This is a genomic window from Halorussus halophilus (assembly GCF_008831545.1).
GTDB classification, from domain to species: Archaea; Halobacteriota; Halobacteria; order Halobacteriales; family Haladaptataceae; genus Halorussus; species Halorussus halophilus.
This window is the reverse complement of the sequence record NZ_CP044523.1, coordinates 1,612,703-1,636,749: the sequence shown is the minus strand read 5'-3', so window position 1 is coordinate 1,636,749 and position 24,047 is coordinate 1,612,703. Positions and strand designations below refer to the sequence as shown.

General features: G+C 62.5%; 27 protein-coding genes. 14 read left to right on the top strand and 13 right to left on the bottom strand.

Features of this window, described 5'->3' with window-relative positions:
• Positions 1 to 3: 3 nt before the first annotated feature.
• Complete coding sequence (locus tag F7R90_RS08055; RefSeq protein ID WP_158056743.1) at positions 4 to 3,993, bottom strand: PAS domain S-box protein; 3,990 nt, start codon at positions 3,991 to 3,993, stop codon at positions 4 to 6.
• 207 nt (positions 3,994 to 4,200) lie between these two features.
• On the opposite strand from F7R90_RS08055, the gene F7R90_RS08050 reads away from it, so the two are divergent.
• Both F7R90_RS08050 and F7R90_RS08045 read left to right on the top strand, forming a co-directional pair.
• Positions 4,201 to 4,725 carry a gluconate 2-dehydrogenase subunit 3 family protein gene (locus F7R90_RS08050; protein ID WP_158056741.1) on the top strand — a complete coding sequence of 175 codons (525 nt, stop codon included), beginning with the start codon at positions 4,201 to 4,203 and terminating at the stop codon, positions 4,723 to 4,725.
• A 22-nt stretch (positions 4,726 to 4,747) separates the two neighbouring features.
• Positions 4,748 to 6,367, top strand: a complete 1,620-nt coding sequence (locus F7R90_RS08045) for a GMC family oxidoreductase (protein WP_158056739.1) — start codon at positions 4,748 to 4,750, stop codon at positions 6,365 to 6,367.
• Positions 6,368 to 6,387: 20 nt separating this feature from the next.
• Here F7R90_RS08045 and F7R90_RS08040 read toward each other — a convergent pair whose 3' ends face one another.
• Positions 6,388 to 7,272 (bottom strand): DUF4349 domain-containing protein, encoded by an 885-nt coding sequence (locus F7R90_RS08040; RefSeq protein WP_158056737.1) that lies wholly within the window; start codon positions 7,270 to 7,272, stop codon positions 6,388 to 6,390.
• 303 nt (positions 7,273 to 7,575) lie between these two features.
• Between F7R90_RS08040 and F7R90_RS08035 the strand changes: the two genes are divergently transcribed.
• Both F7R90_RS08035 and F7R90_RS08030 read left to right on the top strand, forming a co-directional pair.
• Positions 7,576 to 8,361 (top strand): DsbA family protein, encoded by a 786-nt coding sequence (locus tag F7R90_RS08035; RefSeq protein WP_158056736.1) that lies wholly within the window; start codon positions 7,576 to 7,578, stop codon positions 8,359 to 8,361.
• On the top strand, positions 8,358 to 8,951 hold the full coding sequence (locus F7R90_RS08030) for a hypothetical protein (protein WP_158056734.1): 594 nt from the start codon (positions 8,358 to 8,360) through the stop codon (positions 8,949 to 8,951). The genes F7R90_RS08035 and F7R90_RS08030 overlap by 4 nt, the downstream gene beginning before the upstream one ends.
• On the opposite strand, the gene F7R90_RS08025 is transcribed toward F7R90_RS08030, so the two are convergent.
• From F7R90_RS08025 to F7R90_RS08015, 3 genes are all read right to left on the bottom strand, one after another.
• On the bottom strand, positions 8,948 to 9,319 hold the full coding sequence (locus F7R90_RS08025; protein WP_158056732.1) for a DUF7344 domain-containing protein: 372 nt from the start codon (positions 9,317 to 9,319) through the stop codon (positions 8,948 to 8,950). The two genes, F7R90_RS08030 and F7R90_RS08025, sit on opposite strands and share 4 nt — an antisense overlap.
• Positions 9,320 to 9,403: 84 nt before the next feature.
• Positions 9,404 to 10,363 (bottom strand): TIGR03557 family F420-dependent LLM class oxidoreductase, encoded by a 960-nt coding sequence (locus tag F7R90_RS08020; RefSeq protein WP_158056731.1) that lies wholly within the window; start codon positions 10,361 to 10,363, stop codon positions 9,404 to 9,406.
• 81 nt (positions 10,364 to 10,444) lie between these two features.
• Entirely contained in the window at positions 10,445 to 11,230 is a 786-nt protein-coding gene (locus tag F7R90_RS08015) for a hypothetical protein (protein ID WP_158056729.1), read from the bottom strand.
• A gap of 144 nt (positions 11,231 to 11,374) precedes the next feature.
• Between F7R90_RS08015 and hisC the strand changes: the two genes are divergently transcribed.
• From hisC to tpiA, 7 genes are all read left to right on the top strand, one after another.
• On the top strand, positions 11,375 to 12,445 hold the full coding sequence (gene hisC, locus F7R90_RS08010; protein ID WP_158056727.1) for a histidinol-phosphate transaminase: 1,071 nt from the start codon (positions 11,375 to 11,377) through the stop codon (positions 12,443 to 12,445).
• Positions 12,445 to 12,969 carry an adenylate kinase family protein gene (locus tag F7R90_RS08005; protein ID WP_158056725.1) on the top strand — a complete coding sequence of 175 codons (525 nt, stop codon included), beginning with the start codon at positions 12,445 to 12,447 and terminating at the stop codon, positions 12,967 to 12,969. Before hisC ends, F7R90_RS08005 begins: the two co-directional genes overlap by 1 nt.
• Entirely contained in the window at positions 12,966 to 13,568 is a 603-nt protein-coding gene (locus F7R90_RS08000) for a CDP-alcohol phosphatidyltransferase family protein (protein ID WP_158056724.1), read from the top strand. The genes F7R90_RS08005 and F7R90_RS08000 overlap by 4 nt, the downstream gene beginning before the upstream one ends.
• Before the next feature lie 100 nt (positions 13,569 to 13,668).
• A complete protein-coding gene (locus F7R90_RS07995) occupies positions 13,669 to 13,923 on the top strand; it encodes a hypothetical protein (RefSeq protein WP_158056723.1) in 255 nt (84 codons plus the stop codon).
• Positions 13,924 to 14,031: 108 nt separating this feature from the next.
• Positions 14,032 to 14,565, top strand: a complete 534-nt coding sequence (locus tag F7R90_RS07990) for a multiprotein bridging factor aMBF1 (RefSeq protein WP_158056722.1) — start codon at positions 14,032 to 14,034, stop codon at positions 14,563 to 14,565.
• A gap of 52 nt (positions 14,566 to 14,617) precedes the next feature.
• Positions 14,618 to 15,295, top strand: coding sequence for a helix-turn-helix domain-containing protein (locus F7R90_RS07985; protein ID WP_158056721.1), 678 nt, complete (start codon positions 14,618 to 14,620; stop codon positions 15,293 to 15,295).
• A 76-nt stretch (positions 15,296 to 15,371) separates the two neighbouring features.
• On the top strand, positions 15,372 to 16,016 hold the full coding sequence (gene tpiA, locus F7R90_RS07980; protein WP_158056720.1) for a triose-phosphate isomerase: 645 nt from the start codon (positions 15,372 to 15,374) through the stop codon (positions 16,014 to 16,016).
• Positions 16,017 to 16,338: 322 nt separating this feature from the next.
• Here the strand turns inward: tpiA and F7R90_RS07975 are convergent, their stop codons facing one another.
• From F7R90_RS07975 to F7R90_RS07950, 6 genes are all read right to left on the bottom strand, one after another.
• Positions 16,339 to 16,608, bottom strand: coding sequence for a hypothetical protein (locus F7R90_RS07975; RefSeq protein WP_158056719.1), 270 nt, complete (start codon positions 16,606 to 16,608; stop codon positions 16,339 to 16,341).
• A 104-nt stretch (positions 16,609 to 16,712) separates the two neighbouring features.
• Positions 16,713 to 17,285, bottom strand: a complete 573-nt coding sequence (locus F7R90_RS07970; RefSeq protein ID WP_158056718.1) for a DUF7344 domain-containing protein — start codon at positions 17,283 to 17,285, stop codon at positions 16,713 to 16,715.
• A gap of 134 nt (positions 17,286 to 17,419) precedes the next feature.
• On the bottom strand, positions 17,420 to 18,232 hold the full coding sequence (locus F7R90_RS07965) for a nitrilase-related carbon-nitrogen hydrolase (protein ID WP_158056717.1): 813 nt from the start codon (positions 18,230 to 18,232) through the stop codon (positions 17,420 to 17,422).
• Positions 18,229 to 18,657, bottom strand: a complete 429-nt coding sequence (locus F7R90_RS07960) for a CoxG family protein (RefSeq protein ID WP_158056716.1) — start codon at positions 18,655 to 18,657, stop codon at positions 18,229 to 18,231. Before F7R90_RS07960 ends, F7R90_RS07965 begins: the two co-directional genes overlap by 4 nt.
• A gap of 39 nt (positions 18,658 to 18,696) precedes the next feature.
• A complete protein-coding gene (locus tag F7R90_RS07955) occupies positions 18,697 to 18,921 on the bottom strand; it encodes a DUF7123 family protein (protein WP_158056715.1) in 225 nt (74 codons plus the stop codon).
• Between the two features lie 93 nt (positions 18,922 to 19,014).
• A complete protein-coding gene (locus F7R90_RS07950; protein ID WP_158056714.1) occupies positions 19,015 to 19,203 on the bottom strand; it encodes a DUF7525 family protein in 189 nt (62 codons plus the stop codon).
• A gap of 90 nt (positions 19,204 to 19,293) precedes the next feature.
• Between F7R90_RS07950 and F7R90_RS07945 the strand changes: the two genes are divergently transcribed.
• The 3 genes from F7R90_RS07945 (at position 19,294) to F7R90_RS07935 (ending at position 21,686) form a co-directional block, all read left to right on the top strand.
• Positions 19,294 to 20,484 carry an LEA type 2 family protein gene (locus F7R90_RS07945; protein ID WP_158056713.1) on the top strand — a complete coding sequence of 397 codons (1,191 nt, stop codon included), beginning with the start codon at positions 19,294 to 19,296 and terminating at the stop codon, positions 20,482 to 20,484.
• 185 nt (positions 20,485 to 20,669) lie between these two features.
• Positions 20,670 to 21,080, top strand: a complete 411-nt coding sequence (locus tag F7R90_RS07940; protein WP_158056712.1) for a DUF7528 family protein — start codon at positions 20,670 to 20,672, stop codon at positions 21,078 to 21,080.
• Between the two features lie 153 nt (positions 21,081 to 21,233).
• On the top strand, positions 21,234 to 21,686 hold the full coding sequence (locus F7R90_RS07935) for an ester cyclase (RefSeq protein ID WP_158056711.1): 453 nt from the start codon (positions 21,234 to 21,236) through the stop codon (positions 21,684 to 21,686).
• Between the two features lie 75 nt (positions 21,687 to 21,761).
• On the opposite strand, the gene F7R90_RS07930 is transcribed toward F7R90_RS07935, so the two are convergent.
• On the bottom strand, positions 21,762 to 22,790 hold the full coding sequence (locus F7R90_RS07930) for a phosphate uptake regulator PhoU (protein WP_158056710.1): 1,029 nt from the start codon (positions 22,788 to 22,790) through the stop codon (positions 21,762 to 21,764).
• Between the two features lie 114 nt (positions 22,791 to 22,904).
• A complete protein-coding gene (locus F7R90_RS07925) occupies positions 22,905 to 23,972 on the bottom strand; it encodes an ATP-NAD kinase family protein (protein WP_158056709.1) in 1,068 nt (355 codons plus the stop codon).
• Positions 23,973 to 24,047: the final 75 nt, after the last annotated feature.

The window sequence follows — 24,047 nt, the reverse complement described above, 5'->3', positions numbered from 1 at the left end:
CGCTCAGTCGTCCAGAAGCAAGGAAAACAGCTCTCGCTCGACCAGTCGGAGATGGCGGTTGAACGTCGGTTGGGAGACGTCTAGGGACTCGGCTATCTCTTGGCCGGTACTCTCGCGGGGCCACTCGAAGAACCCACCGTAGTACGCTGCCCGAAGTATCTCCAACTGTCGGTTCGTGAGTCTGTCTTCGAGCGTCTCGCGGAACTGCTGGTCGGTCTGCACCGACTGGTCGCGTTCTCGTCTGGCGACCAGTTCCGCGTCGTCGTACTTCGACTCGACCATCTCCACGAACGACCGCACGTCGCCCGTCTCCGGGAAATCGACGACGACTGTCACTTCACCCGACTCGGCGGTCAGTTGTCGCGGGATAGCCCCGTGGTCAAGTAGCGTGGCGACGAGACTCTCGTCGGTGACAGTACACTCGAACAGACTCTCCTCTTCGTCGCCGGAAATGTGCTTGATTTCGCTGAGTGTCGGCGACTGCTTGGCGTAGTCTCCCGTCACTTCCGGCGGGGCACCGCTGACCGTGAAGAAGACGCGAATCTCGTCCTCGCCGCGAAGCACGTTCTCGACGCTGACCGTTCTCCCGGTCTCGTCCACGTACTGGACGAGCGCCAGTCGGGGGTCGCGGATGCAAAACTCCAGTTCCGCGACTCGGTCGCTGGCGAGTGCCTTCTTGTTCTCGATTGCGTTGAACGCGTAGCCGACAGTCTCGCCGAGTTCGGTCAGTACTTCCCGCTCCGTGCCGGTGAGAGCGTCTGGCTCTCCGGCGTAGAGGTTCAACACACCGTACAGCGTGTCCCGGTAGACGAGTGGCACCGCGATGCTCGACCGGTAGCCCCGAGCGATAGCCTCCTTCCGCCACGGGTCGTACGGCGGGTCGGTGTGGATGTCTTCGACGACCTGCACCTCTCTGGTCCGAACTGCCTCACCGGTTGGTCCCTGTCCGGAGGGGTCGTCCTCGTCTTTCGTCACGACGACGTTGTCGAGATAGCCATCTTCGACGCCTGCCCAGGCGCTCGAAACTATCTCCCCGGTGACCGAATCGATGTCGCCGACCCACGCGAACCGGTACGTGTCGGAGTCCGTCAAGATATCACAGACTGCTTGCTCTATCTCCTCGCGCGAGGTGGCGCGGGTGAGCGTCTGCGTGAGTTCGCGGACGACTTCGTTCGTGCGATTCATCCGCTCCAAGGTCTCGTTCTTCTCCGCCAAGACCTCCGACCGCTCGCGGAGCGTTCGTTCCCGGTCTACCCTGTCGAGGGCCGCACGGACGTTCGCCGCCAACGTCTGGGTCAGGTCGATGTCGGCGTCGCTGAACGCGTCGGCGGTGGTCGAACCGGTGACGAACACGCCGTACTTTCCGAGCGGCAGGACGACGACGCTCCGGAGCGACGTTTCCACTTCCGAGGCGTCGGTTTGGGCGTGCAAGTCGCGGTAGACGACCGGTTCGTTCTCCAAGAACGCTTCCCACGTCGCGTCCCAGTCGGTCGGAAAGAGCGAGTCGTCGTCGCGTAGCACTTCGGCCTCGGAAGTCGCCGTCGAAAGTCGAAGGCGGCCACTGCTGTCGTCGTACAGCTTCACGACTGCAATCGACAACTCCAGCGTCTCGCAGGCCGCCTCGACGGTAACGTCGCTCACTTCGTCTTCGGTCTCGGCGTCGCTCAACCGCTGGGAGACCTCGTTCAGTGCCGCCAGTTGCTCTTCGCGACGTTTGCGCTCCGTCACGTCCGTGATGAACCCTTCGAGCGCCTCCAGTTCGTCGTCGCCGAAGACGCCGCGACCCTGTTCCCATATCCAGCGGTCCTCGCCGTCCCGGGTCCGGATGCGGTACGTGAGCGTGAACGGTTCGCGGTGTTCGACGGCCGCCTGCACGGTGTTCCACCCACTCCGCTTGTCGTCCGGATGGACCACGTCTTCCCCCCACGACACCTCGCCGGACTCCAGTTCGTCGGGGTCGTACCCCGTCAGTTCTCGGCAACCGTCGCTGACGAACTCCATCGGCCACTCGGGGTCGTTCTCACAACGGTACGCCATGCCGGGGAGGTTGGAAAGCAACGTCGAGAACATCCGCTCGTTCTCTCGCAACTTCTCCTCGGAGCGTTTGCGCTCGGTGATGTCCCGGCCCTCGGGGATGAGCAACACCACGTCGCCGTCGTCGTCGGTGACCGGTTTTATCGAGAAGTCTATCGTCACGACTTCGTCCTCGTCGGCACCGAGGACCTCCTCCTCGTAGCGGACGAACTCGCCCGACGCGGCCTCCGCGACGGCTTCTCTGACTCTGTCCCGAGCGTCCTCGGAAATCGACCACCAGCGCGTCTCCCAGATAGGCTTGCCGACCACGTCGTCGCGGTCCAGACCGCCGAACTCCAGCGCGGTCTGGTTTGCTTCTATCAACGTTCCGTCCGGTTCCATCAACCCGGTGAACTGGTACGTCTGGTTGAATATCGCGTCGAAGCGGCGTTCTCGCTCTTTGCGCTCGGTGATGTCTCGGGTCACCTTGACGAATCCGCGCAGGTCCCCACCGTCGTCCGTGAGTGCGGTGATGACGGCGTTCACCCAGAATTTCTCTCCGTCTTTTCGAACGCGCCACCCTTCGTCTTCGACGCGGCCGTTCTCTTCGGCCTGTCGAAGCAGTTCGTCCGGTCGGTGGTCGGTGTCTTCCTCGGTGTAGAAGAGAGAGAAGTGTTCGCCGAGAATTTCGTCTTCGGTGAAGCCGTTCATCCGCTCGGCTCCTTCGTTCCAACTGACGACGTGCCCGTCCGGGTCGAGCATGAAAATGCCGTAGTCTTCTACTTCCTCGACCAAGAGACGGAACCGCTCCTGTTGCTCGTAGAGGCCTCGCTCGCGCGCTCTGCGCGCGGAGGTGTCCCTGAGAAACGCGAGGACGCGGTCTTGCCCGTCGAGTTCCGCGTGTGCCACGCTCAGTTCGACCCACAGGGGGTCACCCGTCCCGGTTTCGACCAGACACTCGAACAGTTCCGGGACGTGCGTCTCGTCTTCGCCGCCAGCGTCGGACTCGGCGATGACGTCCGCAGGGGAGTACGGAACTTCCTCCGTACAGAGACTGTCGAGCGTTCGGCCGTGCAACGGCCCGCGGTCGTATTCGAGTAGTTCCCGAACGCGTCGGTTCGTCTCTCGAATCTCGGCCGTCTCGGGGTCGAGGACGAGAATGCCGTCGCTCGCCTGCTCGAAGATGGCGCGATACGTCCGGCCGTCGCGGGAGGCGGCCACGGCGTCCCGAACCCTGTCTACCAGCGTGCTGTACTCGGTCGTGTCTCTTCCGAGATATCCCGTCGCGCCCGCGGCGAACGCCTCGCTGGCGAGGCGTTCGCTCCCCTCGTCGGTGAAGAGGACAAACGGAACCCGGGAGAACGTCTCCCTGACCCGCTTCAGGAGGGCCAATCCATCCGTTTCGGGGAAGCGATACTCGCTCACGACACAGTCGATTCGTCCCTCGGCGAGTCGGGAGAGAACGGCGTCAGGGTCCGACTCTGTGCGGACGTTCACGTGGTCGTCTTCTGCTTCGAGACGTTCGGCGAACCGCTCCCCGAACTCGGTGTCGTCGTCTACGTACAGTACGCACAACGACGTTTGGTCAGGGTCCGCGGTCGCCGTCGCGTAGCCGTGACCGTTCGCTCGGAGCGCGATGTCTAACCACTCGTCGAACGCCTCGGGGGCGGATTCGATTCGGGCGACGCCGTCGCTGCTGTCGTAGGATACGAGTCCACTGTCGGCGAGTTTCGGGAGGTGGACGTGCAACAACACTGTCTGGATTTCACGTCGTTCACGGGAGTCCGATGCACCGTCGGTCTCCCGAGTGGCAGCGACCGCATCGACCAGTTGGTCGAGCGTCCGACTTCTGTGCCGGCGCAACTCTGCGAGTATCGTGCGCCGGTCGTGGTCGGCTATCGTCGTGAGCAACTGGTCGGTCGAGAGCGAACGTCCGCCGTTGTAGGTTTCTCTCCCTGAATCCGTCGGATTCTCGTTCATGGTGCCACCGAGGCGAATTCCTCCACACGTACGTGACACGAACGAACTGATAAATCTCTGGTAAAAGACCCTGACATACCGGGGCTAAGAAGTTATTTTTTCTACCTTTCCGGATGGTTCGGCGGCGTGACGAGTGACACGTTCGGCAGTGACCACGACAACGACATGGCAACCCCTAAGTTTTAGGTTCACCTAACCCCGTCCGAAATGGAACTGACTCGTCGGGATGCACTGGCCGCGCTCGCTGCCGCAGGGGCGACTGTCGGCGGCGTGGCGGTGCTGGAGGGCAATCCGTTCGCCGACGACGAAGAACCGGAAGACCGTCTCGAAACGATGCTCTCGGTCGCCGAGGTAGTCTATCCATCCGAGGTCTCGGGGGTCGAGGAGTTCGTCAGAACCTACGCACTCGGCCGCGTGGAAGACCGGGAGACGTACCGCGACGGCATCGTCGCAGCGCTCGACACGCTGGACGAGTACGCGCAGACGTGGCACGACTCGGATTTCCGAAACCTGAGCGCCGACACCCGCGCGTCGGTCTTGGACGAGATGGGCGTCGATACGGCCGACCCCGACCCAGCGGGCGACGATCTCAACCGCGTTCGCTACTACGTCGTCAACGAACTATTGTACGCGCTCTACACCTCGCCCACCGGCGGGAAACTCGTCGGCATCGAGAACCCGCAGGGCCACCCCGGCGGGACGAGCAGTTACCAGCGGGGACCACAGAAATGAGTCACCAGCGAGGCCCACGAGGATGACGGATCAGCGAAAACCTTCGGAGCGCGCCGACGTCTGCGTCGTCGGCGCAGGCCCGGCGGGCGCGTTGGTCGCCCATCGACTCGCGCAGCGCGGGAAGAAGGTGGTCGTCCTCGAAGCAGGTGAGCGGTTCGACTTCGAAGACCGAAAACGCCGGATGGAGCAGTCGATTCGCCCCGCGCACGGACCGCTGTCAGTCTGGGAGATGAGGGGCGAGCGCGACCAGTTCACTTCTTCGGGAGAGTGGTTCTACCCGCTCAACGCCGCCCGCGTGAAGGGCGTCGGTGGCACAACGCTCCACTGGCAGGGGATGGTGATGCGCCTGCACGAGTCGGACTTCGAGCAGTGGCCAATCGAGTATTCGGACCTTCGTCCCTACTACGCCGAGGCCGAGCAAGCACTAGGCGTCGCTGGCGCGACGGACAACCCCTTCGCTCCTCCGCGCGAGCAACCACATCCCCTGCCCGCGTTCGACCCCTCCCACAGCGACTCGCTGTTCGCCGAGGCCTGCGAGCGACTCGGTGTGACCATGCACTCGGTGCCGAACGCGCGCAACTCCGAGAATTACGACGACCGGAGCGCCTGCGTGGGATACGGGACCTGTAAACCAGTCTGTCCCTCCGGCGCGAAGTACACCGGCAAGGTCCACGTCGAAAAGGCCGAGAACGAGGGTGCGCGTGTCATCGACCAAGCGCCAGTTCAGCGACTCGAACACGACGACGCGGGCGAGCGCGTCGAAGCGGCAGTGTACGCGACACCCGACGGCGAGGAGCATCGACAGGAGGCTCGCGAGTTCGTGCTGGCGGCGGGCGGCGTCGAGATTCCACGATTGCTTCTCCTATCGAAATCTGAAGCCTATCCCGACGGACTCGCAAACTCCTCGGGCGCGGTCGGCCGGTACTTCATGGACCACCTGTTCGGCGGCATGGGCGGCACGCTCGACCAGCAGACCCGCCAGAACCACGTCGGGTTCATCACCAGCGAGTGCCACCAGTTCTACGACGAACCCACGGAGGGCGCGACGGGCACCGAAGGCGAAATCCCGGCGTGGTCGGGCGACGGTCCAGAACCCGATTCCATCAAGCTCGAATTTCTGAACTACGCGGGACCGTCTCCCGTCGAGATGGCGCTCTCCGGCGAGGAGTTCGGTGACGACTTGCTGGAGACGCTCAGAGAGGGCTACGGAAACTCGATTGCGATGGGTGGATTGGTCGGCCAGCGACCTCGCAAGGAGAATCGCGTCGCGCTCGACCCCGACACGACCGACGACCACGGGAACCCTGTCCCTAAAATCGAGTGGCACGTGGACGACCGAACGAAGGCGAGTCTGCGGCGCGCCAACGAGATTCAGCGCGCGATTCTGGACGAATTGGGCGTGGACGTGTCGTGGACGGTCGGCCCGGAAAAGACGGGTCCCGCATTCCATCATATGGGGACGACCCGAATGGGAACGAACCCGGAGGAGAGCGTGGTCAACCCCCAACTGCGAACCCACGACCTGCGAAACCTCTCCGTCGCGTCGAGTAGCGTCTTCGTCACAAGCGGCGCACTCAATCCGACCCTGACAATCGCCGCACTCGCGTTGAAGGCGGCCGACCACGTGGGAGAACGTCTCTAATTGTGGTCGAGCGCCGATAATTAGCCGAACCGTCGCCACGCCACGGCGACGCCGCCGAGCGGAAGCCCGAAGGCAAGGACGTACGGCGCGCTGTAGGCCGCCGCGACCGTGATTCCACGGGCAACCACGGCGACGCCGTGAACGGACTCAGAGAACGCGGCCAGCAGGCCCGTCTCGTACCACTTCGTCCGTTCGGGTTTCGGATTCTCCGGCGGTTCCTCGCGCAGTTCGACGGTCACCGTCGAGTACGCGACTCGCTGGCGTAGCGACTTGCGTTTGGCTTCGAGGCGTTCGATTTCGGTCTGGACCTCCGAGAGTCGCTCCTGCACGGCGAGGACGTTCTCGGTGTCGCTGGCGTTCTCGTAGAGGTCCCGCAACTTCTCGCGCTGGGCGCGTAGGTTCGTCAGTCGCGCTTCGATGTCAACGAGTTGGTCGGTCACGTCTCTCGTGTTCGTCCCGGACCGTTCGACTTCGCCCTCGGCCTTCACCTGTGCCACTAACGAAGAGAAGTTCTCCTTGGGCACGCGATAGACGACTCTCCCGGTCGTGAACGTCTCGTTACCCCGGTGGTGGGCCCGCTGGTCGGTGTCGCTGACGAACCCGCCGCGAGCCTCGACGGCCGCGCTGATGTTCTGTCGCGACCGGTCGAAGTTTGCGACCGTCAGCGTGACGTTCCCGGTCCGTATCAATTCGCGTTGCTGTATCTGCATCGAGGCGGCTTTGCTCCCAGTCGGTGGGCCAGACCCGCTCGCTCTCGCTTCGTCTCCGGACGCCGTCTGAACGCCCCCACCGTCGCTAACCGTCGCCTGCGCCGCGTCGCCACCGCTAGAGCCTGAACAGCCCGCGAGGACCACAAGCACGGCGAGTGCGACAAGGAGCCAGCGTTTGCGCGTCGAACGTGACATACTCGACACGTCAAACTAAACCAACATAAAGTCGGCGTAGGGTAAAACGGTGGTTTCAGCCACGGATGGGAGACTTTCGTTCAGTCATCGGCGACGGTTCCGAGCGACTGTATCGGCCACCGCTCGAAGCGACTGTGAATCTCGCGTGCAGGACCGGCGAAGGGATTTATCTCGGTCGGTCGTCAAATCGAGCGTGATTCGAGACGAGCGAACGGAGAGGAGAACCCATTCTTGCCGGAATCTGGCCGGTTTTGCCCCGAAATTGGAACAACGCATTTGTCGGTCGATGGCGTCCGAGGCAGTATGATTCGGGACGAAGCTCCTCGGACGACCCGTCGTCGCGTGTTGGCTGTCGGTGGTGCCGCCGTCGTGACTGGACTGGCTGGCTGTATCGGCGGCGGCGGGTCGGGTGACCAATCGACGACAGAAGGCGGGACGGCCATGGAGGGCGGAACGAACACTGCGGGGTCGCTCGACGGTCACGCCTCGGCCGTCGGACTCGCCGACCAGCCGCGGTTCGGCCCGCCGCCGAGCGAGGCGACGGGCGTCCTCGTCGCGTTCGAGGACCCCTCGTGTCCGCGCTGTGCAGCCTTCGAACGAAACACCGTGCCGAAGATTCGGGAGAATCTGAGCGGGGAGGTCTCGTTCGTGCTTCGGACGTACCCGGTCGTCTACCCGTGGGGCAAGCCCGCGACTCAGGCCGTCGAAGCGGCGTTCGCCCACGAGATAGAGATGGCAGATAGTGGAAACTCGGCCGACAGTGACGCCCCCGGAAGCCGCCAAGGCTCTGTCGCCACGTGGGCGCTCGCTGACCACTACTTCGCCAAGCAGTCGTCGTTCAACTCGGACAACGTCCTGGACAAGACTCGCCAGTTCCTCGACAGCGAAACCGACCTCGACGCCGACGCCGTCGTCTCCGACGCGGAATCGAAGACGTACGACGACGCGGTGCAGGCGGACCTCTCGGCGGGCGAAGAGGCAGGCGTGTCGGGGACGCCGACCATCTTCCTCTTCCGCGACGGGGAGTTCCGGACGAGTGCGAACGGGAGCATCAGCTACAGCGTGGTGAAGAGCGCCCTCGGACTATGAGCGTCGGTAGACTCCGAGTCAGGCTTCCGACCCACGCGGACGACTGGCGACTGATGGGTCGCACGACCCGACTCGTGTTGGAGTCGCCCGTCTACGCCGCGCTCGCGGTGCTCGCGACGGTCGTCTCGCTGTCGGCGTTCGTCGTCTCGCAGAACTTCGAGTTGGCGCGGTTCGCGCTCACTGGCCCGCTCGCTCTCGGCGACAGAGTGACGATTCTGACCGGTCTGTTCCCCTTCCTCGGGACGAACTACGGCCCGTTCTCGGCGACGATACTCCTCGCCGTCGCGGTACTCGCAGGGATCGACGCTGCACTCGTAGTGTATCACTTCAAGGAGCATGGCTTCGGAATGAGCGAGAGCGGCGGGAGCGCGGTCGGTCTCGCGCTGGGCGCGCTCGGTGCTGGCTGTGCGGCCTGCGGGTCGGCCATCCTCGCGGGCGTCCTCTCGCTCGTGGGTGTCGCAGGCGCTGGGACGCTCCTCCCGCTCGACGGCGTCGAGTTCTCGTTGTTGGCACTGGTCGTGCTACTACTCTCGATTTACTGGGTCGCAGAGGGAATGCGTGGCGGCGAGATTCGGGGCTGTCCGATTTAGTCCTCGATTTCGGCGGCGAGGTCGAGGTACGGTCGCGCCATCTCGACGTTGTGGCCGGGCGCGACGGCATCTACGTCTTGGTCGTATTCGAGTAGCCCCACTACTGCCAGTTTCGGCACGTGTGAGTGGTACAACGACGTGTACGTCCGTTTGACGGTGTGTTCTGAAATATCGGTAAACAGACAGTCGTGTTCGGCGGCGGCGACTTCGTCGGCGAGGTCACTCAGGGCGAGTGGCGTCTGGTGGTCCGACACGAGTCGTAGCACGCGCCGTCGTCGCCGGTCGGCGAGCGCGTCGAGCAACTCACTCAGTGGCGGTTCTTCCTCGTCGGGGTCGTCGGGCGATTCCAGTAGAGAGTTCTCTGACATCGGTACTCCCGAAGGCCGGACTCGTGGCCTCGATTCGTGATAGGAGTGAGTTCCCACGGGGAAAACAGTGACGGACTCGGTGGGTCAGAAAGCCGGAAGTACCTCGTCTTCGTAGAACTCGAAGAACTCGTCTTGGTTCGGACCGACTTGGTGGACGTAGACGTGGTCGTAGCCCTCCCCGACGAACTTCTCGATGTTCTCGACGTGGGTCTGCGGGTCGGGGTCGGTGACGATGGACCCTTCCCGGATGTCGTCTTTCGTGACCATCTGGCAGGCTTGCTCGAAGTGGGTCGGCGTCGGCAAGAGGGAACTCAGTTCGCCGGTGAGCGCGCTGTTCGGCCACCACTCGTGTGCAGTTTCGACCGCGTCCTCCTTCTCGTCGGCGTAGCAGACGGTCATCTGGCTAATCTTCGGGCCCTCACCGCCCGCTTCCTCAAACGTCCCCACCACGTCCTGCGGGCCGACCGACCAGAACCCGTCGCCGAACTCGGCGGCGGCCTGTGCGGCGTTCTCCCCGTACGCGGAGACGCAAATCGGCGGTAGTTCGTCCGGGAGCGTAAACAGTGTGGCGTCCTCGACGGTGTAGTGGTCCCCGTAGTGACTCGTCTGGCCGCCATCCCAGAGTTTCCGGATGACTTCGACTGCTTCTTCGAGCATTTCGAGGCGAACCGAGTGTTCTGGCCAGTGGTCGCCCAAGATGTGTTCGTTGAGTGCCTCGCCGGTTCCGACGCCGAAGAAGAACTCTCGGTCGTCGGCTTCCAGCATCGTCGCGGCGGTGGCACTGGCCTGCGCGACGATTGCAGGATGGATTCGCATCGTCGGGCACGTCACACCGACGCCGACTCCCACGTCGCTGGTCGCGCGGGCAACCCCGCCGAGCGTCGTCCAGACGAACGGCGATTCGCCCTGTTGGCTCACCCACGGGTGGAAGTGGTCGGACGCGGAGACGAAGTCGAATCCCGTCTCCTCGGCGCGGACGGCGTGGTCAACGAGCGCGTTCGGGCCGTGTTCTTCACTGGAGAGCGTGTAGCCGAGTTCGGCCATAGAACGGGGACGCCAGACACGACCAAGAGAATGCTGGCCGACCCGGTGTTGCTCGCTCGAAAACGTGTTACTCTTGCGGCGTCAGAACGGCGTCTGCCGGTGTTCTCGTTCTTCACGAGGCCCGCCGTACAACTGCTGTTCGTCGCTCTGTTGGTGGCTCTCGGACTCGTACTGCTCCCCACGCGATTGGTCTTGGCGGTCCGGCCCTTGTTCGGTGACTTGCCCGCGAGAACCGGACTGTTGGTGTCGCTGTCCCTGCTCGCCGAACTTCGAGGACTGTTGCCGCTGGTAGCGACTTTGTCGAGACGATTGGCCCTGCTGAGACTGCCGATGGGACTGGCTTTGCTGGGAGGTCTGTCCTCGTTGTGGCTGTTGGTATTCGGATTGCTGTTGGCTCCGCTGGTACTCGGATTGGTGTTGGCTCTGCTGGTGTTGTGGTTGCTGATACTGCGGTTGCTGGCGTTGCTGTGACTGCTCCCGCTCGCCCTGCTGGTACTGTGGCTGCTGTTCGTGTTGGCCCTGCTGGTGCTGTTGAGACTGGCCCTGTTGATACTGCTGTGGCTGCTGACGCTGTTGTGCCTGCTGACTCTGCTGTGGCTGCTGGTGTTGCGACTGCGGTTGTTGCCCTTGCTGGTACTGCGGCTGTTGCTGCCCGACTCCGCGTTGTGGCTGCTGTTGACCGATTTGCTGGGACTGTTGGCGTTGCTGTCGTTCCTGCTGGTATCGCTTCTGGGACCCTTGCTGTCTCCACTGCTGTTGGCTTGGGTCCTGCTGGCTCCACTGCTGTTGGCTCGGGTCCTGCTGACCGGACTGTTGCGGTTGCTGACTCCCCTGCATCTCCCACTGGTTGCGATTGTAGCGCGGCATGATTTCCCCGACAATCGGGTCGGCACGACTTTCCTTAGCCCTGCTGGCTTCGTTTTGACAGGACAATCACGTGACTGCACTCCGACGAACCACCCGTTGCCGGAGGTAAGCACGCTTAAGGTACGCCGCCCACACCTCTCGGATATGGAACCACGGGACCTCTCCGCGCACACGGTGTATCAGGCCGGACGAGGCATCGAGGAGGTCGCTCGCGAACTCGGGTTGGACCCCGACGACCTCGTGAAACTCGCCTCGAACGAGAACCCATTCGGGCCGAGTCCCGCCGCCGTGACGGCAATTCGTGACGCCGCCGGGTCGGCCAACTCGTATCCGAAGGCGTCCCACGCCGACTTGACCGAGAAACTGGCCGACCGCTGGTCGGTCTCACCTAAACAAATCTGGCTCGGCAACGGCGGCGACGGCGTCCTCGACTACCTCGCTCGCGCGATGCTCGAACCCGGCGACACGGTGCTGGTGCCCGAACCGGGGTTCGCCTACTACGGAATGAGCGCGCGATTCCACCACGGCGAAGTAGCGCGGTACGGCATCTCGAAAGCGCGAGATTTCGCACTCGACGCCGAAACTGTGCTGAGCGACTACGAGGGCGAGCGAATCGTCTACCTCACGAGTCCGCACAACCCCTCCGGCGGTCGCTTCTCGCTCGACGCCGTGGCGGAAATCGCCGACGAGACCGACGACCAGACGCTCGTCCTCGTGGACGAAGCCTACGGCGAGTTCGCCGACGGCGAGAGCGCGGTCTCCCTCCTCGAAACGCGTGACGACGTTGCGGTCCTGCGAACCTTCTCGAAGGTGTACGGCCTCGCGGGGGTCAGACTCGGCTACGGCATCGTTCCCGAAGAGTGGGCCGACGCCTACGCTCGCGTGAACACGCCCTTCGCCGCGAGCGAAATCGCGTGTCGCGCCGGACTCGCCGCGATGGACGACGACGAACACGCAGAGCGGACGGTCGAAACTGCGGCGTGGGCGCGCGAGTACATCTACGATACTCTGGACGCCCAGACGTGGGAGAGCCACGGCAACTTCGTCCTCGCGGAAGTCGGTGACGGCGAAGCGGTCGCCGACGAACTCCAACGCCGCGGCGTCATCGTCCGTGACTGTTCGAGTTTCGGGCTTCCCGAGTGCGTGCGAATCACCTGCGGCACGAAAGAAGAGACGAAACGAGCAGTCGCACAAGTCAACGAGGTGCTACACTGATGCGAGTCGTCGTCACCGGCACGCCCGGAACAGGTAAGACGAGCGCGGTCAAAGCACTCGACACCGACTTCGAAGTCGTCCACCTCAACGACCTGATTCGGGACGAGGATTTGTGGGAAGAACGCGACACCGAACGAGACAGTTTGGTCGCGGACTTCGACGCGATTCGTGAGAGATTGGACGGGCGAGACGGCGAGGAGGACGACCAGAACCTGCTCGTGGAGTCGCACCTCGCGCACAACTTCGAAGCTGACAAAGTGGTCGTCCTGCGCTGTCACCCCGAGGAGTTGGAACGCAGGCTGACCGAACGCGGCGAGAACGAGGCGAAAGCCAAAGAAAACGCTGAGAGCGAAGCCCTCGACGTGATTCTCTCGGAAGCAGTCGCCGAACACGGTATCGAGAACGTCTACGAAATCGAGACGACAGACCGCACGCCCGAGGCAGTCGCCGACGAAATCGCGGCCGTAATCGCGGGCAAGCGAGAACCGAGTGCTGGCGACGTAGAGTACCTGGACTACCTATGACGCTGGACCAACTGCGCCCGGTCGCAGACAGGGCGCTCGAACCGTTCGTCTCGCTCTCGACGCGACTAGGTCTGACGCCGGACGCCGTGAGCGTCGTCGCGTTCGTCCTCGCGGGCGGCGCTGGCGGTGCGTTCTACCTGAACACGCCCGTCGGCTACCTCGCGGGTGCGCTGCTCGTCTTTCTGAACGGGTGGCTCGACCTGCTTGACGGCGCGCTAGCGCGCGAACTCGGCACGGATTCGAAGGCGGGCGACCTGCTGGACCACGTACTCGACCGCTACGCCGACATCGTCGTCATCGCCGGTCTCGCCGCCGGAATCGGTCGCTACGCGCTCGGATTGGCAGCAGTGACGGGCGTGCTGATGACCTCGTATCTGGGGACGCAGGCGCAAGCGGTCGGACTCGATAGGGTGTACGGCGGTCTGCTCGGGCGCGCCGACAGATTAGCACTCATCGGCGTGACCGGCGTCCTCGCGGCAGTCGTGACGACCGAACTTGCAGGTTTCACCGTCGTCGGGTGGTTGCTCGTCGTCTTCGCCGTCGTCGGCCACGTCACCGCACTCCAGCGGTTCTACTACTCGTGGCGCGCGCTAGCGTGACCGACCAACTGATTTCCGACACCCGGTTCCTGATACCTAACTAACTAGTAGATAGGTTTTTCAGCGGTTAGGTAGTCGAAACGAATCGAGAGGCAGTAACATGACCGACAAACGACCGGGCGAATCGGGAATCAACGTCGAACTCGAAGAGCTACTTCCGGAGAACAGCCACATTACTGCCGAGGAGTTCCTCGAAGTCGCCGAGGAAGTCGATTCGCTGTTCGAGTTGAGTCGCGAGGCGCGACTGCCACGCGAGAAGTGTCGGCGACTCCTTCAGTTCTTCGAGCGCCACGACGAGGTCAAGTCCGGGTTCGGATTCATCCGCGACCAGCGAGACGAGGAGTTACTGCCGTAACCGTGCGACGATGGGTGTGTGACTTTGCGTGTGGGTGGAACCAGCGGACGTGGGTGAATGTGAAAGACCAGCGTGGAGTTTAAGGCCACCCCAGGACTACGAAAGGGTATGGTTCAGTGTGAGATGTGCGGTGCCGAGACGGGTTCCCCGAAGACCATCAAGGTCGAAGGAGCCGAGTTGGACGTGTGTGACAACTGTGCCGACTTCGGGACCGAGGTCAAGACCCAGGAGTCGAGTTCGACTTCCACGAAGTACTCGACTTCGTCGTCCTCGTCGTCGAGTCAGTCGTCGGGGTCGTCCGCATCGTCATCTTCGTCCAGTTCCTCGTCGCGCTCGCGGCGGTCGGACATGTTCGACGACATGGACGAAATCGCCCAAGACTACGACGACCGGGTCCGCAACGCCCGCGAGAGCGCGGGGTTGAGTCAGGAAGAACTCGCCAACGAACTCAACGAGAAGGCGAGTCTCATCCGCAAGATAGAGCGCGGCGACATCCTGCCGAGCGACGACGTACAGCGGAAACTCGAAAGCGAACTCGACATCTCGCTGACGATGGGTGGTTCCTCGGACGACGAGGAGTGGAACGGCGGTAGTTCCACGGATGGAACGACCCTCGGCGACGTGGTAAAACGCAAGGACTGAACTGCCGCGGGGGGTAGAATTTTGTCGGTCGGACTCGCAAGTAGTATCTACTATGACGACGGTCGCGGAAATTTCTGTCCCCGCCGAGAAGACCGCCCTCCACGAGACGTTCGAGACACTTCCCGAATTGGAGATTCGAATGGAACACATCGTCGGCACGGAACAAGGCGAGGTGATGCCGTTCGTCTGGGTTTCAGGCGCGTCGGAAGACGAGATAGAGCGCGCCTTGCAGGCCGACTCCTCTGCGGGGGAGGTGCGAAAAGTAGACGAAGAGGAAGATGCCTTCCTCTACAAGTTGGCCTTCACCAACGGACTCCACGTTCTCGCCGAAATCGTCTTCGAGAAGGACGGGACCATCCTCGAAGTGCAAGGACACGACGAGGCGTGGCGGTTACTGCTCAGATTCCCGGACCGAAAGGACTTCGCTGATGCCTACGAGATGCTTGGGGAGTACGAGTTCGAACCAGAACTGCTCGACATTCACAGTCTCGACGCCGACTCGGAGAGCCCCCACGAACTCACCGACGAACAGTACGAGATTCTCCAAGCGGCCCACGAGATGGGCCACTACGACGTGCCCCGCGACACGACCTTAGAGTCGGTCGCCGACAGACTCGACATCTCTCGACAGGCCGCTTCTGAGCGACTGCGCCGCGCCCACCGCGAGGTCATCGACGAGTATCTGACGAGCAAGCTAGAACCGGACCCCGACGACGAAGACGACGGATAAACTGACTCGTCGGCTTCGAGAACGAGCGATGAGTCATCTCGCAACCTATTAGTCGCGCCCGCCGGTCGAATTCGGTATGTTCGTTCTCGTCAACCTGAAAGCGTACCCTTGTGACCCAGTCGAGATTGCAACGGCCGCCCGCGAGGTAAGCGACGCCTCCGGGACAGACATCGCCGTCGCACCGCAGGCCGCCCACCTCCAGCGCGTCTCCGAGACGGGCGTCGAAACGTGGGCACAGCACGTCAGCGGCGTCGAACACGGCAGTCACACCGGTTCGACGCTCGCCGAAGCGGCCGCCGACGCGGGCGCGACCGGCACACTGCTCAACCACTCGGAAAATCGTCTCAAACTCGCCGACATCGACGCCGCACTTGACGCGGCAGAGCGTGCCGACCTCGATACCTGCGTCTGCGCGAACAACCCCGCCCAAATCGGCGCAGTCGCCGCGCTCGCCCCGGACTCCGTGGCCGTCGAACCGCCGGAACTCATCGGCACCGGAACGCCGGTCAGCAAGGCAGACCCAGAAATCGTGACCGACGCCGTCGCGGCCGCCGAAGCAGTGGACGACTCCGTGGACGTGTACTGTGGCGCGGGTATTTCGACGGGCGAAGACCTCACATCCGCCAGCGAACTCGGCGCGAAGGGCGTCCTGCTGGCCAGCGGCGTGGCGAAAGCCGACGACCCGAAGGCGGCGCTCGAAGATTTGGTCGCGCCGTTGTAACTGGAGATTCGATTTTTTCAGTCGCGTGCAGATCGCCTTTCCACTCGAAGCACCCGGTGAGGCTTTCCAACGGCAACGCTCGGTAGATCAGACCACGGGTGGGTCTGAAAGGGGTCGCCCGGTCGCGCCCGAATGGGCGTGGTCGTCTGCACGACCCCTATCTGCGCCGAGGGGTGCTGAGAGGCGCAGATATGTCGCGCCAGCGACCGCGATCGGGCGAGGGCTTTCGAGGAAGTCACAGTATCGGCGTTTCTCGTGAACCGTAAAGAGCGAACAGTAACGTTCGACTCCTGAAAAATAGAATCTGTACAATCGTAATTTTCTAGGAGCGAATCACGTAGTGGTCGTCGTCTTGCTTCTCCAACGTCGCCCGCTCGCGCATCTTCACGATGTATCCCGTCACGCTGCGCTCTAACTCGTGGTCGGCGTCGATGCGCACCAGATTCCCGATGACTTGTGCGGAGGGCGGTTTCTGGGCCGCACCGCAGTCGTAGATGGTCAGCAGTTCGGACTCGCGCTCGTCGTAGACTACCACGTGGGCGTGCTGGGGTAGCTTCCAGCGGTTCTCGCCCGCTTCGGCGAGTTTGTTCATACTGGAGGTACTCGGGTGAGTGGTATAAGTCACGGTCTTCTCACGCAAGTCGAAGAGCGGACTCGAACGAGCCGAGAAATTAGGAAAGACCCCCTTCGCAAAACTCAGTCGAGAAACCGCAGTATTCGCGGGCCTTCCACGGCCATCACGAACGAGACGCTGAGCATCATGAACGTTACAGTCAGTAGCCCGTAGAGACCCTCCGTCGTCACGCCGCCGGTCGGAATAGTGCCGAGCCAGTTGCCGCCGATAGCCGCACTGCCCACCGTCGCAGTCCAGAAGAAGTATCGACTCCACCGATGGGTCGTCTCGGTCGCGTCCGAGTCGTCGTCGAACAGCAGTCGATTCAGTCGGTCGGGGTCGCTCGTGAGACGTACTACGCGGTCCGTCGAGTCGTACTCCACGACGTCGTTGTCGCTCAGTCGCGGGACGTGCGTCTGATACAGCGAGGAGTACACCTGCTTTCGTTGTCGCGAAGAGAGGTCCGCGACGGGCGTATCGTTTTCCCACGCGGCGATGCGTGCGCTCAGGTCCGTGAGGGTAATGGTCGGTTCTTCGAGAAGGTGTCGGAGGACGCGACGCCGTCGGGCGTTGCCCAGCAAGTCGAAGAGAGTCTCTCTCGACGGCCGCGCGGCGTCTGACCCACCAGTAGTCGTTTGGGAACGAATCTCTGCCATCTGTCGCTTTTTGTACTATGACACGTATGAGTAATTAATGTTTGGGTCAGGAGTTTCGAAGCTCTTCACGGCTGCTCGCCGACGTTCTCGAATTGACAGGGAACGTTACAGATGTCGGGCGAGTCGCGCCGAACTTACAACCGTCTGTCACGCCACGCCGGGAACTCCTCGCGCACACGCTCGACTCGCCCGAGGTCGATATCGGTCACGACCAAATCCGGGTCGTCGCCGGTACTCGCCAACGTCGTCCCCCACGGGTCGTACACCGTCGAGCGGCCGAGCAACGAGGCGTCCTCGAAATCTCCGGAGCCGTTGATAGCACAGACGAACAGCTGATTTTCGACGGCTCTCGTTCTGGGGAGCAACTGCCAGTGTTCGACGCGCGGGTATGGCCACGCGCTCGGGACGAGAATCAGGTTCGCGCCAGCCTCGGCGATGTCTCGGTAGAGTTCTGGAAACCGGAGGTCGTAGCAAGTCGTCATCCCGACGGTCGCTTCCTCGAACTCCGCGATGCCGAGGCTCTCGCCGGGAACTAGCATCTCGGCCTCCGCAGAGTCGTAGCCGAAGAGGTGGTGCTTGCGATACACCGCGAGTCGGTCACCGTCCCGGTCGAACAGCACCGAGGTGTTGGCGAGACCTTCGTTCGCGGGTGTCTCGACGTTCGTTCGCTCCGCAGTCGTCGCCAAATCCTCGACGACGCTCCCTGCCAAGACGCCGATGTCGTGTTCGCTCGCGCAGTCAGCAATCGCAGTGAGCGTCTCGCCGTCGATGGACTCGGCGGCCCGTTGGTAGGCGTCGAACGCGAAGTAGCCGACGTTGAAGATTTCGGGGAGGGCAACGAGGTCTGCGCCCCTCGCGGCCGCGTCGGCGATTGCCGCTTCGGCCCGCCTGCGATTCGCGACGACCGCGCCAGATTCGACCTGCATCTGAGCGAGTGCGAGTCTCACGACAGGGTCGCCTCCTCGCGAAGCGTCGCTTCGAGATTCTCCAGTTCTTCGTCGAGATTTCGCTTGAAGTAGCGCTCGATTCCAGGGACCTTCCCCTCCACGACGAATCGATTGTGGAGTCGAGAACCACCGTCCGCCGTGGGTTCGATTTCGTGCTCGCCGGTCACGCGCAGTGCCGAAGAGCGGCCGACGAACTTCACGTACCGCGGCGCGTCGCGCTCCACGTCCTCCGTGTTGACGGGGACGGTCCGGTCGAGAAACGGAATTGGGAGCTTGATGTGCCACACCGACGTTCGTTCGCCCGTCTGTTCGTAGTCGGAGACGACGCTGATAGTACTAGCTCGTCGCTCCGGGTCCGCGATGAACTCCCACACTTCTGCTGGCGGCACGCTAAGCTCGAACGTCCGCTCCACCCGGACAGTCATATCGGCACTTCGGGTTGTACTCTCAAAAACCCGCCGGACCTAGCTAGGCGTTACCTTCCAAGTCGTGGACTTCGCCCGGCCCCACTTCTCGATATCGACCTCGTCGGTCTTCTCCGCGAGCTTCGGGAGTCGCACGCCCACCTGTTTCGCGGACAACCCGAGCTGTTTGGCGATGTTCTTGGCACGGAAGTAGCGCTCGCCGCGGGAGACGCTTTCACTGAGGTACGCGACGATGCGCCGTTCCTCGTCGGAGTAGTCAGTCATCCTCACACACCGATAAGTGATTCGTACTCTTAACGATTTCCCGTGGGTAAGCACCGAATTAGAAATTCAACTCCGAGGCAGTGTCAGAACAATCTACTTCCAGAAGAGGTGCACTGCCGCGACTGCGAAGACGCCCGCAGCGACTGCGCCCGCGAAGCCCCACGCGGCGATTTCTTCCCCCGGTGCGAGGAACATTGCCGCCGCGCCCACGCCAGCCAACAGCGTGAACAGCGAGGCGAGTCCGATACCCTTGTCCGTTCCAACAGACTGATGTTCGGCCATACGCCTCGATTCCCGGGGGCGGAACTTAGTTCATTCTACTCGCGGAGCAATCCCAGCAGAACTTAGGGTCTTGAATACGCGACTGCTCGTATGGACGGGGTCAAGTCTCTCTTACTGGGCAGTAAGATACGAATACTCGGAACTACAGTGCTAGCGCTCGTTGTTCTCGTCGGTGCGGCGTTCGGGGCCGGATTCCTCGGGACGCCTAGCGTCACGGGCACGCAGAACAGTTTCGGCGACGTCACCAACGAGACGACGGTCATCCACACGAACCTCACCGTCGAGAATCCGAATCCGCTCGGACTCGACCTCGGCGGCGTCACCGTCTCGTACGAGGTGGCGATGAACGACGTGACGATGGCCAACGGCACGAAGGAGGGCGTCGCCCTGCAATCTGGAACGGGCGACCTCCACTTCCAGTCCCAGATGAACAACGAAAAGATGCCTCGGTGGTGGGTCAGCCACATCCGCAACGGCGAGCAGACGACGGTGCGCGTCGATGCGACTGCCTCTTCTTCGATGCTCGGTCGTACGTTCTCCGCACCGCCCGTCAAGCGACAGGTCGAGACGGACATCATCTCGCAGTTCAACTCCACGGAGACGCGCTCGATGAACGCGAGTCAACCGTTCGTCTCGGACCCCGTCGCCTACGTCAACGAGACGAGCGCCCACTGGGGCGAGGTGACCGAATCCGAGACGCCCATCGACATGCGCTTCGTCGTCTACAACCCCAAGACGACACCGCTAGCAATCACCGAAATCGGCTACAACATCAGCATGAACAACGTCTCGGTCGGGAACGGAACCACCGACCGCGAGTACGTCGTAGAGGGGCGCACGCAGGAGACCATCGCCGCCCAGACAGTTATCCGCAACGAGAAACTCGACGACTGGTGGGTCACCCACCTGAAGAACGACCAAGTTACCGACATGCGCATCGAGTTCTACGCGAAGATGCGAGTCGCGGGCGAGACGTTCCGCATCCCGCTGCGGGAGATGACTTACACGAAGACCATCGAGACAGACATCTTCGGCACGAAGAACCAGACTGTCGGTGCAGGAGGCACTGCCACGGCAGGCGCTGGGACGACCGTTAGTGGAGAAACGACCGCGGACGGCGGTTCGGATGCGACGACTGCATCCGACGGGACGACCGCGGGCGACGATTCGGATAGCACGACTTCCGAGTCCGATGGCGAGCAGACGACCTCCGCTTCTGGTTCCGGGGGGACGACCACCGACGACGGCATTCTCGCCGTCGAGCGCGTCTCGATCGACTGAGTGGGAAGCGTTTGGTAGGTGTTGCACTCGCCGGTAGCCTTTTTACGCCAGCGACGAGAGGGTGTACTGTATGACACGGAGTACCCAGTCTCCTGATCGAGTTCTTCTCCCGCGATGAGAACGCTGTATCGGTACGAAGAGACGGCGAATCGATTGTACTGGCCGTCGATGGCGCAGACTACGAACTGAACAGAGACGAGGCCGCCGAGTTGCAAGACGCGGTCGGGTCTGCGCTGACGGAGCGCCGCGAGTTCTTCCGGACGGCAGGAATCCACCGCGAGGACGGCACCTACGAAGTCGCGCGCCGCGGTGCGGACTCCTCTGGCAACTCGAAGGTGTTCGAGAGTTTCGACGCACTGCGCCGGATGTTCGAGCGCCTGCCAGCCGAGTTCTCTGCGGAGGATGTCGGTCGGACGGGCATTACCGGTTCGCGTCGGCACATGCTGGTGCGCCACTTCGCCGAGCATCCCACCTTCGACTGCACGATTTCGCGGCGGAATCCGCTGACTGCGGAGAAGACTAGCGTCGATGTCGAGGAGAACAGTTCTGGTATCGAGGAATCGATGGAAGAGGTCGAGGTGGCTGGAGCCGATTAGAGGCGAGTCCGGTCCCGTTTCTGGGAGTGGTCACCGTCCCGTGCCGAAAACGTAATCTAGGTAAGACCGGATTTCACCCGGCACCGTTACTAATAACAAAGCCACTCGGAATCGTCTTTCAGCACTGCCAGTCACGGCGGACTGGCCAGTACCATGACCACAACCGAGAACAACGAGCAAATCAGCCGCAGGCTCACCGAAGAGGTTTTCGAACAGAAGAACTACGACGTCATCGACGAACTCGTCGCAGAGGACTTCGTCCTCCACGACCCGTCCATGCCCGAACCGGTTCGTGGACGCGAGGACTACCGAGAGATGGCCGAGATGGGAGCTAGCATCGTAGACGGCCGCATCGAGATAGACCAACTCATCGCTGCCGACGACTGGGTCGTCTCGCGGTGGACACAGACCGGCACTCACGTCGGCAAGATGGGTAACATCGAACCGACGAACGAGGAAGTGACTATCACGGGAATCGACATCAACCGGTTCGAGGACGGCAAACTCGCAGAAACGTGGTCCGAAGTGAATCTCCTGAACATGCTCATGCAAGTCGGGGCGGTTCCGGAGGACCTCTTCTCCCCCGAACCATCGGCGGCCGACTGATGTAGCCCGTCGTCAGCGTCCCATTTTCTACGAATTTCCATCCGTAGCCCGCTTTCACGTATAGAAAATGAGGATTCAGTTGATAGTCGTGTGCTCGCTCTCCTCGTTGAGCGCCAAGTTCGCCGCGATTTCGGCGTTCCGCATGGCGTACTGTGCAGTCTGCTGGAGGCTCACCAACACCTCTCGAATCGCCAGTAGCGAGTCGTTGTCCATCTCCGGGAGGTCGTCGAGAATCTCGCTCTCCCGGTCGCCGATTTCGTGGAAGAGCGCGCGCACTTCCAGCGTCTTCTCGTAGTCACGCTCGACGGCGGATTCGACTGCGAGCGCTGTAATCTCGTCCACTTGGTCGGTGAACTCCCGGATGCGTCGCATCGTCTTCTGGTCTACGTCGATGGTGTGGCCCTCGGTTTCGAGGACGATTTCGGCGATGTCCTCCGCGTTGTCGGCGATGAGTTCGAGGTTCTTGGCGATGGAGCGGTAGCCGATGAGCGGGAACCCGCTGTCCAAGTCCACCGCACGTGCGAGCGTCGGATTCTGGTAGGCCGTGAAGATGAGTCGCAGCAGCAAGACGAAGATCTTGTTCGCCTGTCGCTCGCGGTTCAGCGCACGCTGTGCCAAGTCGGGGTTGCCGTGGGCGAGTGCCTTCACCGCCTCGCTACGCATGGTCGAACCGGTGTTCTCCAGTCGTTCGAGCAGGTTGTCGAGGCTGAAATCCTCGGGGTCAACCGAACACCGGATGGCGATACTCTCGGGTGTCTCTTCGACCACGCCGAGTCCCATCAACTGCGTCTCGGCCTTGTAGACGGCGTTGATGTGCGCGCTGGAGAGGGCGTCTTCGCTCTCGACGTAGATGATTCGCCGTCCGAGGACGTACTGGGCGACGATAGCCCGCTCGACGGCGTCGGCGTCCAGATTCTCCGCGTGGATGACCGCCTCGGCTTCCTCCGTGTGGGCCGACTCGGGGAGGACCGTCAGTGTCCCCTTCCCGCCCATTCTGAGCGACACCTCGTCACCTTTCTCGACGTTGTTCTCCTTGGCCCACTCCGCGGGCAGGGTCATCGCCAGCGTCGAGGGACCTAATCGCTGGACCTTCCGCGTATCCATGTACAGTTCATTGCATTCGAGTCACCTTAAGCTTCCCTAGATGCCAATAATTGTCGCTCGAATCTTCAAACGTCCTTCATCACGTTTCGGTCAGACGCCCACGGTATAACTGGCTCAGACCACCTTCATCATCCGGCGCTCGAACCGGCCGACACGAACCTTCCGCCAACCTCGAAGCGACTCGTCTACGTCCTCGTCGCCGGTATCGACTCGCAGAACACCGATGCCGTCGAGTTTGCGCTTCGAGGCGACGACTTCCACGTCAGATTGGCGAAGCACGTCCGGCGAAATCTGGTCGTTGCCGCGGCCGAAGACGAACCCCTGTCCGCCGATTGGCGAGACGACGACCACGTTTCGCTCGGCAAGGTTTTCCAGAATCTCTGCTTCGCTGGCGTCGGTGGCGAGGAGTTCTCCATCCCGCCACACGTCCACGCCGAGGGGTGATCCCTCGAATCCCAACTCGGCTTTTATCTTGCCGAGGGTTCCGCCTGGCCCGAGAACGTAGGTGACGCCCTCCTCCACGTCGTCAGCGAACCCCGCCGCTACACCTTCGACGCTTCCGCCGCCGAGTTGCTTGCTCGACTGGAGGTCCTCGGCGACCGGTACTTCGGCGAGTCCCTTCAGTTCGGCACGGACTTCCCCTTCGCGGTACGCGTCCTCGTCGATGTCGTTGACTTCGCGCGTCTCGGTGCCGTCGAAGTCAGCGGCCACCCGTCCGGCCGCCTCGGGTGTCACCGCGAACACGGCCGAGTAGACTTTCACGCCTGCCGGAACTCCGAGGATAGGAACTGCAGAATCCAATTCTTTCAGTGTCTGCGCGACGTCTACTGCGGTTCCGTCGCCGCCGACGAATAGCACGAGTTCTACGCCCTCGTCCACGAACCGTCGAACTGCCTCGCGGGTGTCGCTCGCGGTGGTTTCCTCACTATCTGGTTTGCCGACGACGAGCGGGTCGAAGCCTGCCGTTCGCGCCGCTCGCTCGCCCATCTCGCCGCCGTAGGTTACGATTTCCGTGTCGGGTGTGCTCTCGTGCAGTGCCGCGAGCGCTGCGCTCGCTCGCTCGGATGCGCGCGGTTCCGCACCGCGTTCGCGCGCCTCCACGACCTTCCCGTCGGTTCCCTTCAGTCCCACGCGGCCGCCCATCCCGGCGATTGGGTTGACGACCACGCCGATACGTCGCATGGCAGTTGCTACGGGCGTCGGTCGCAAAAACGGTGCGACTCTGTCGCAGGTAATCAGTGCGACTCTGTCGCAGGT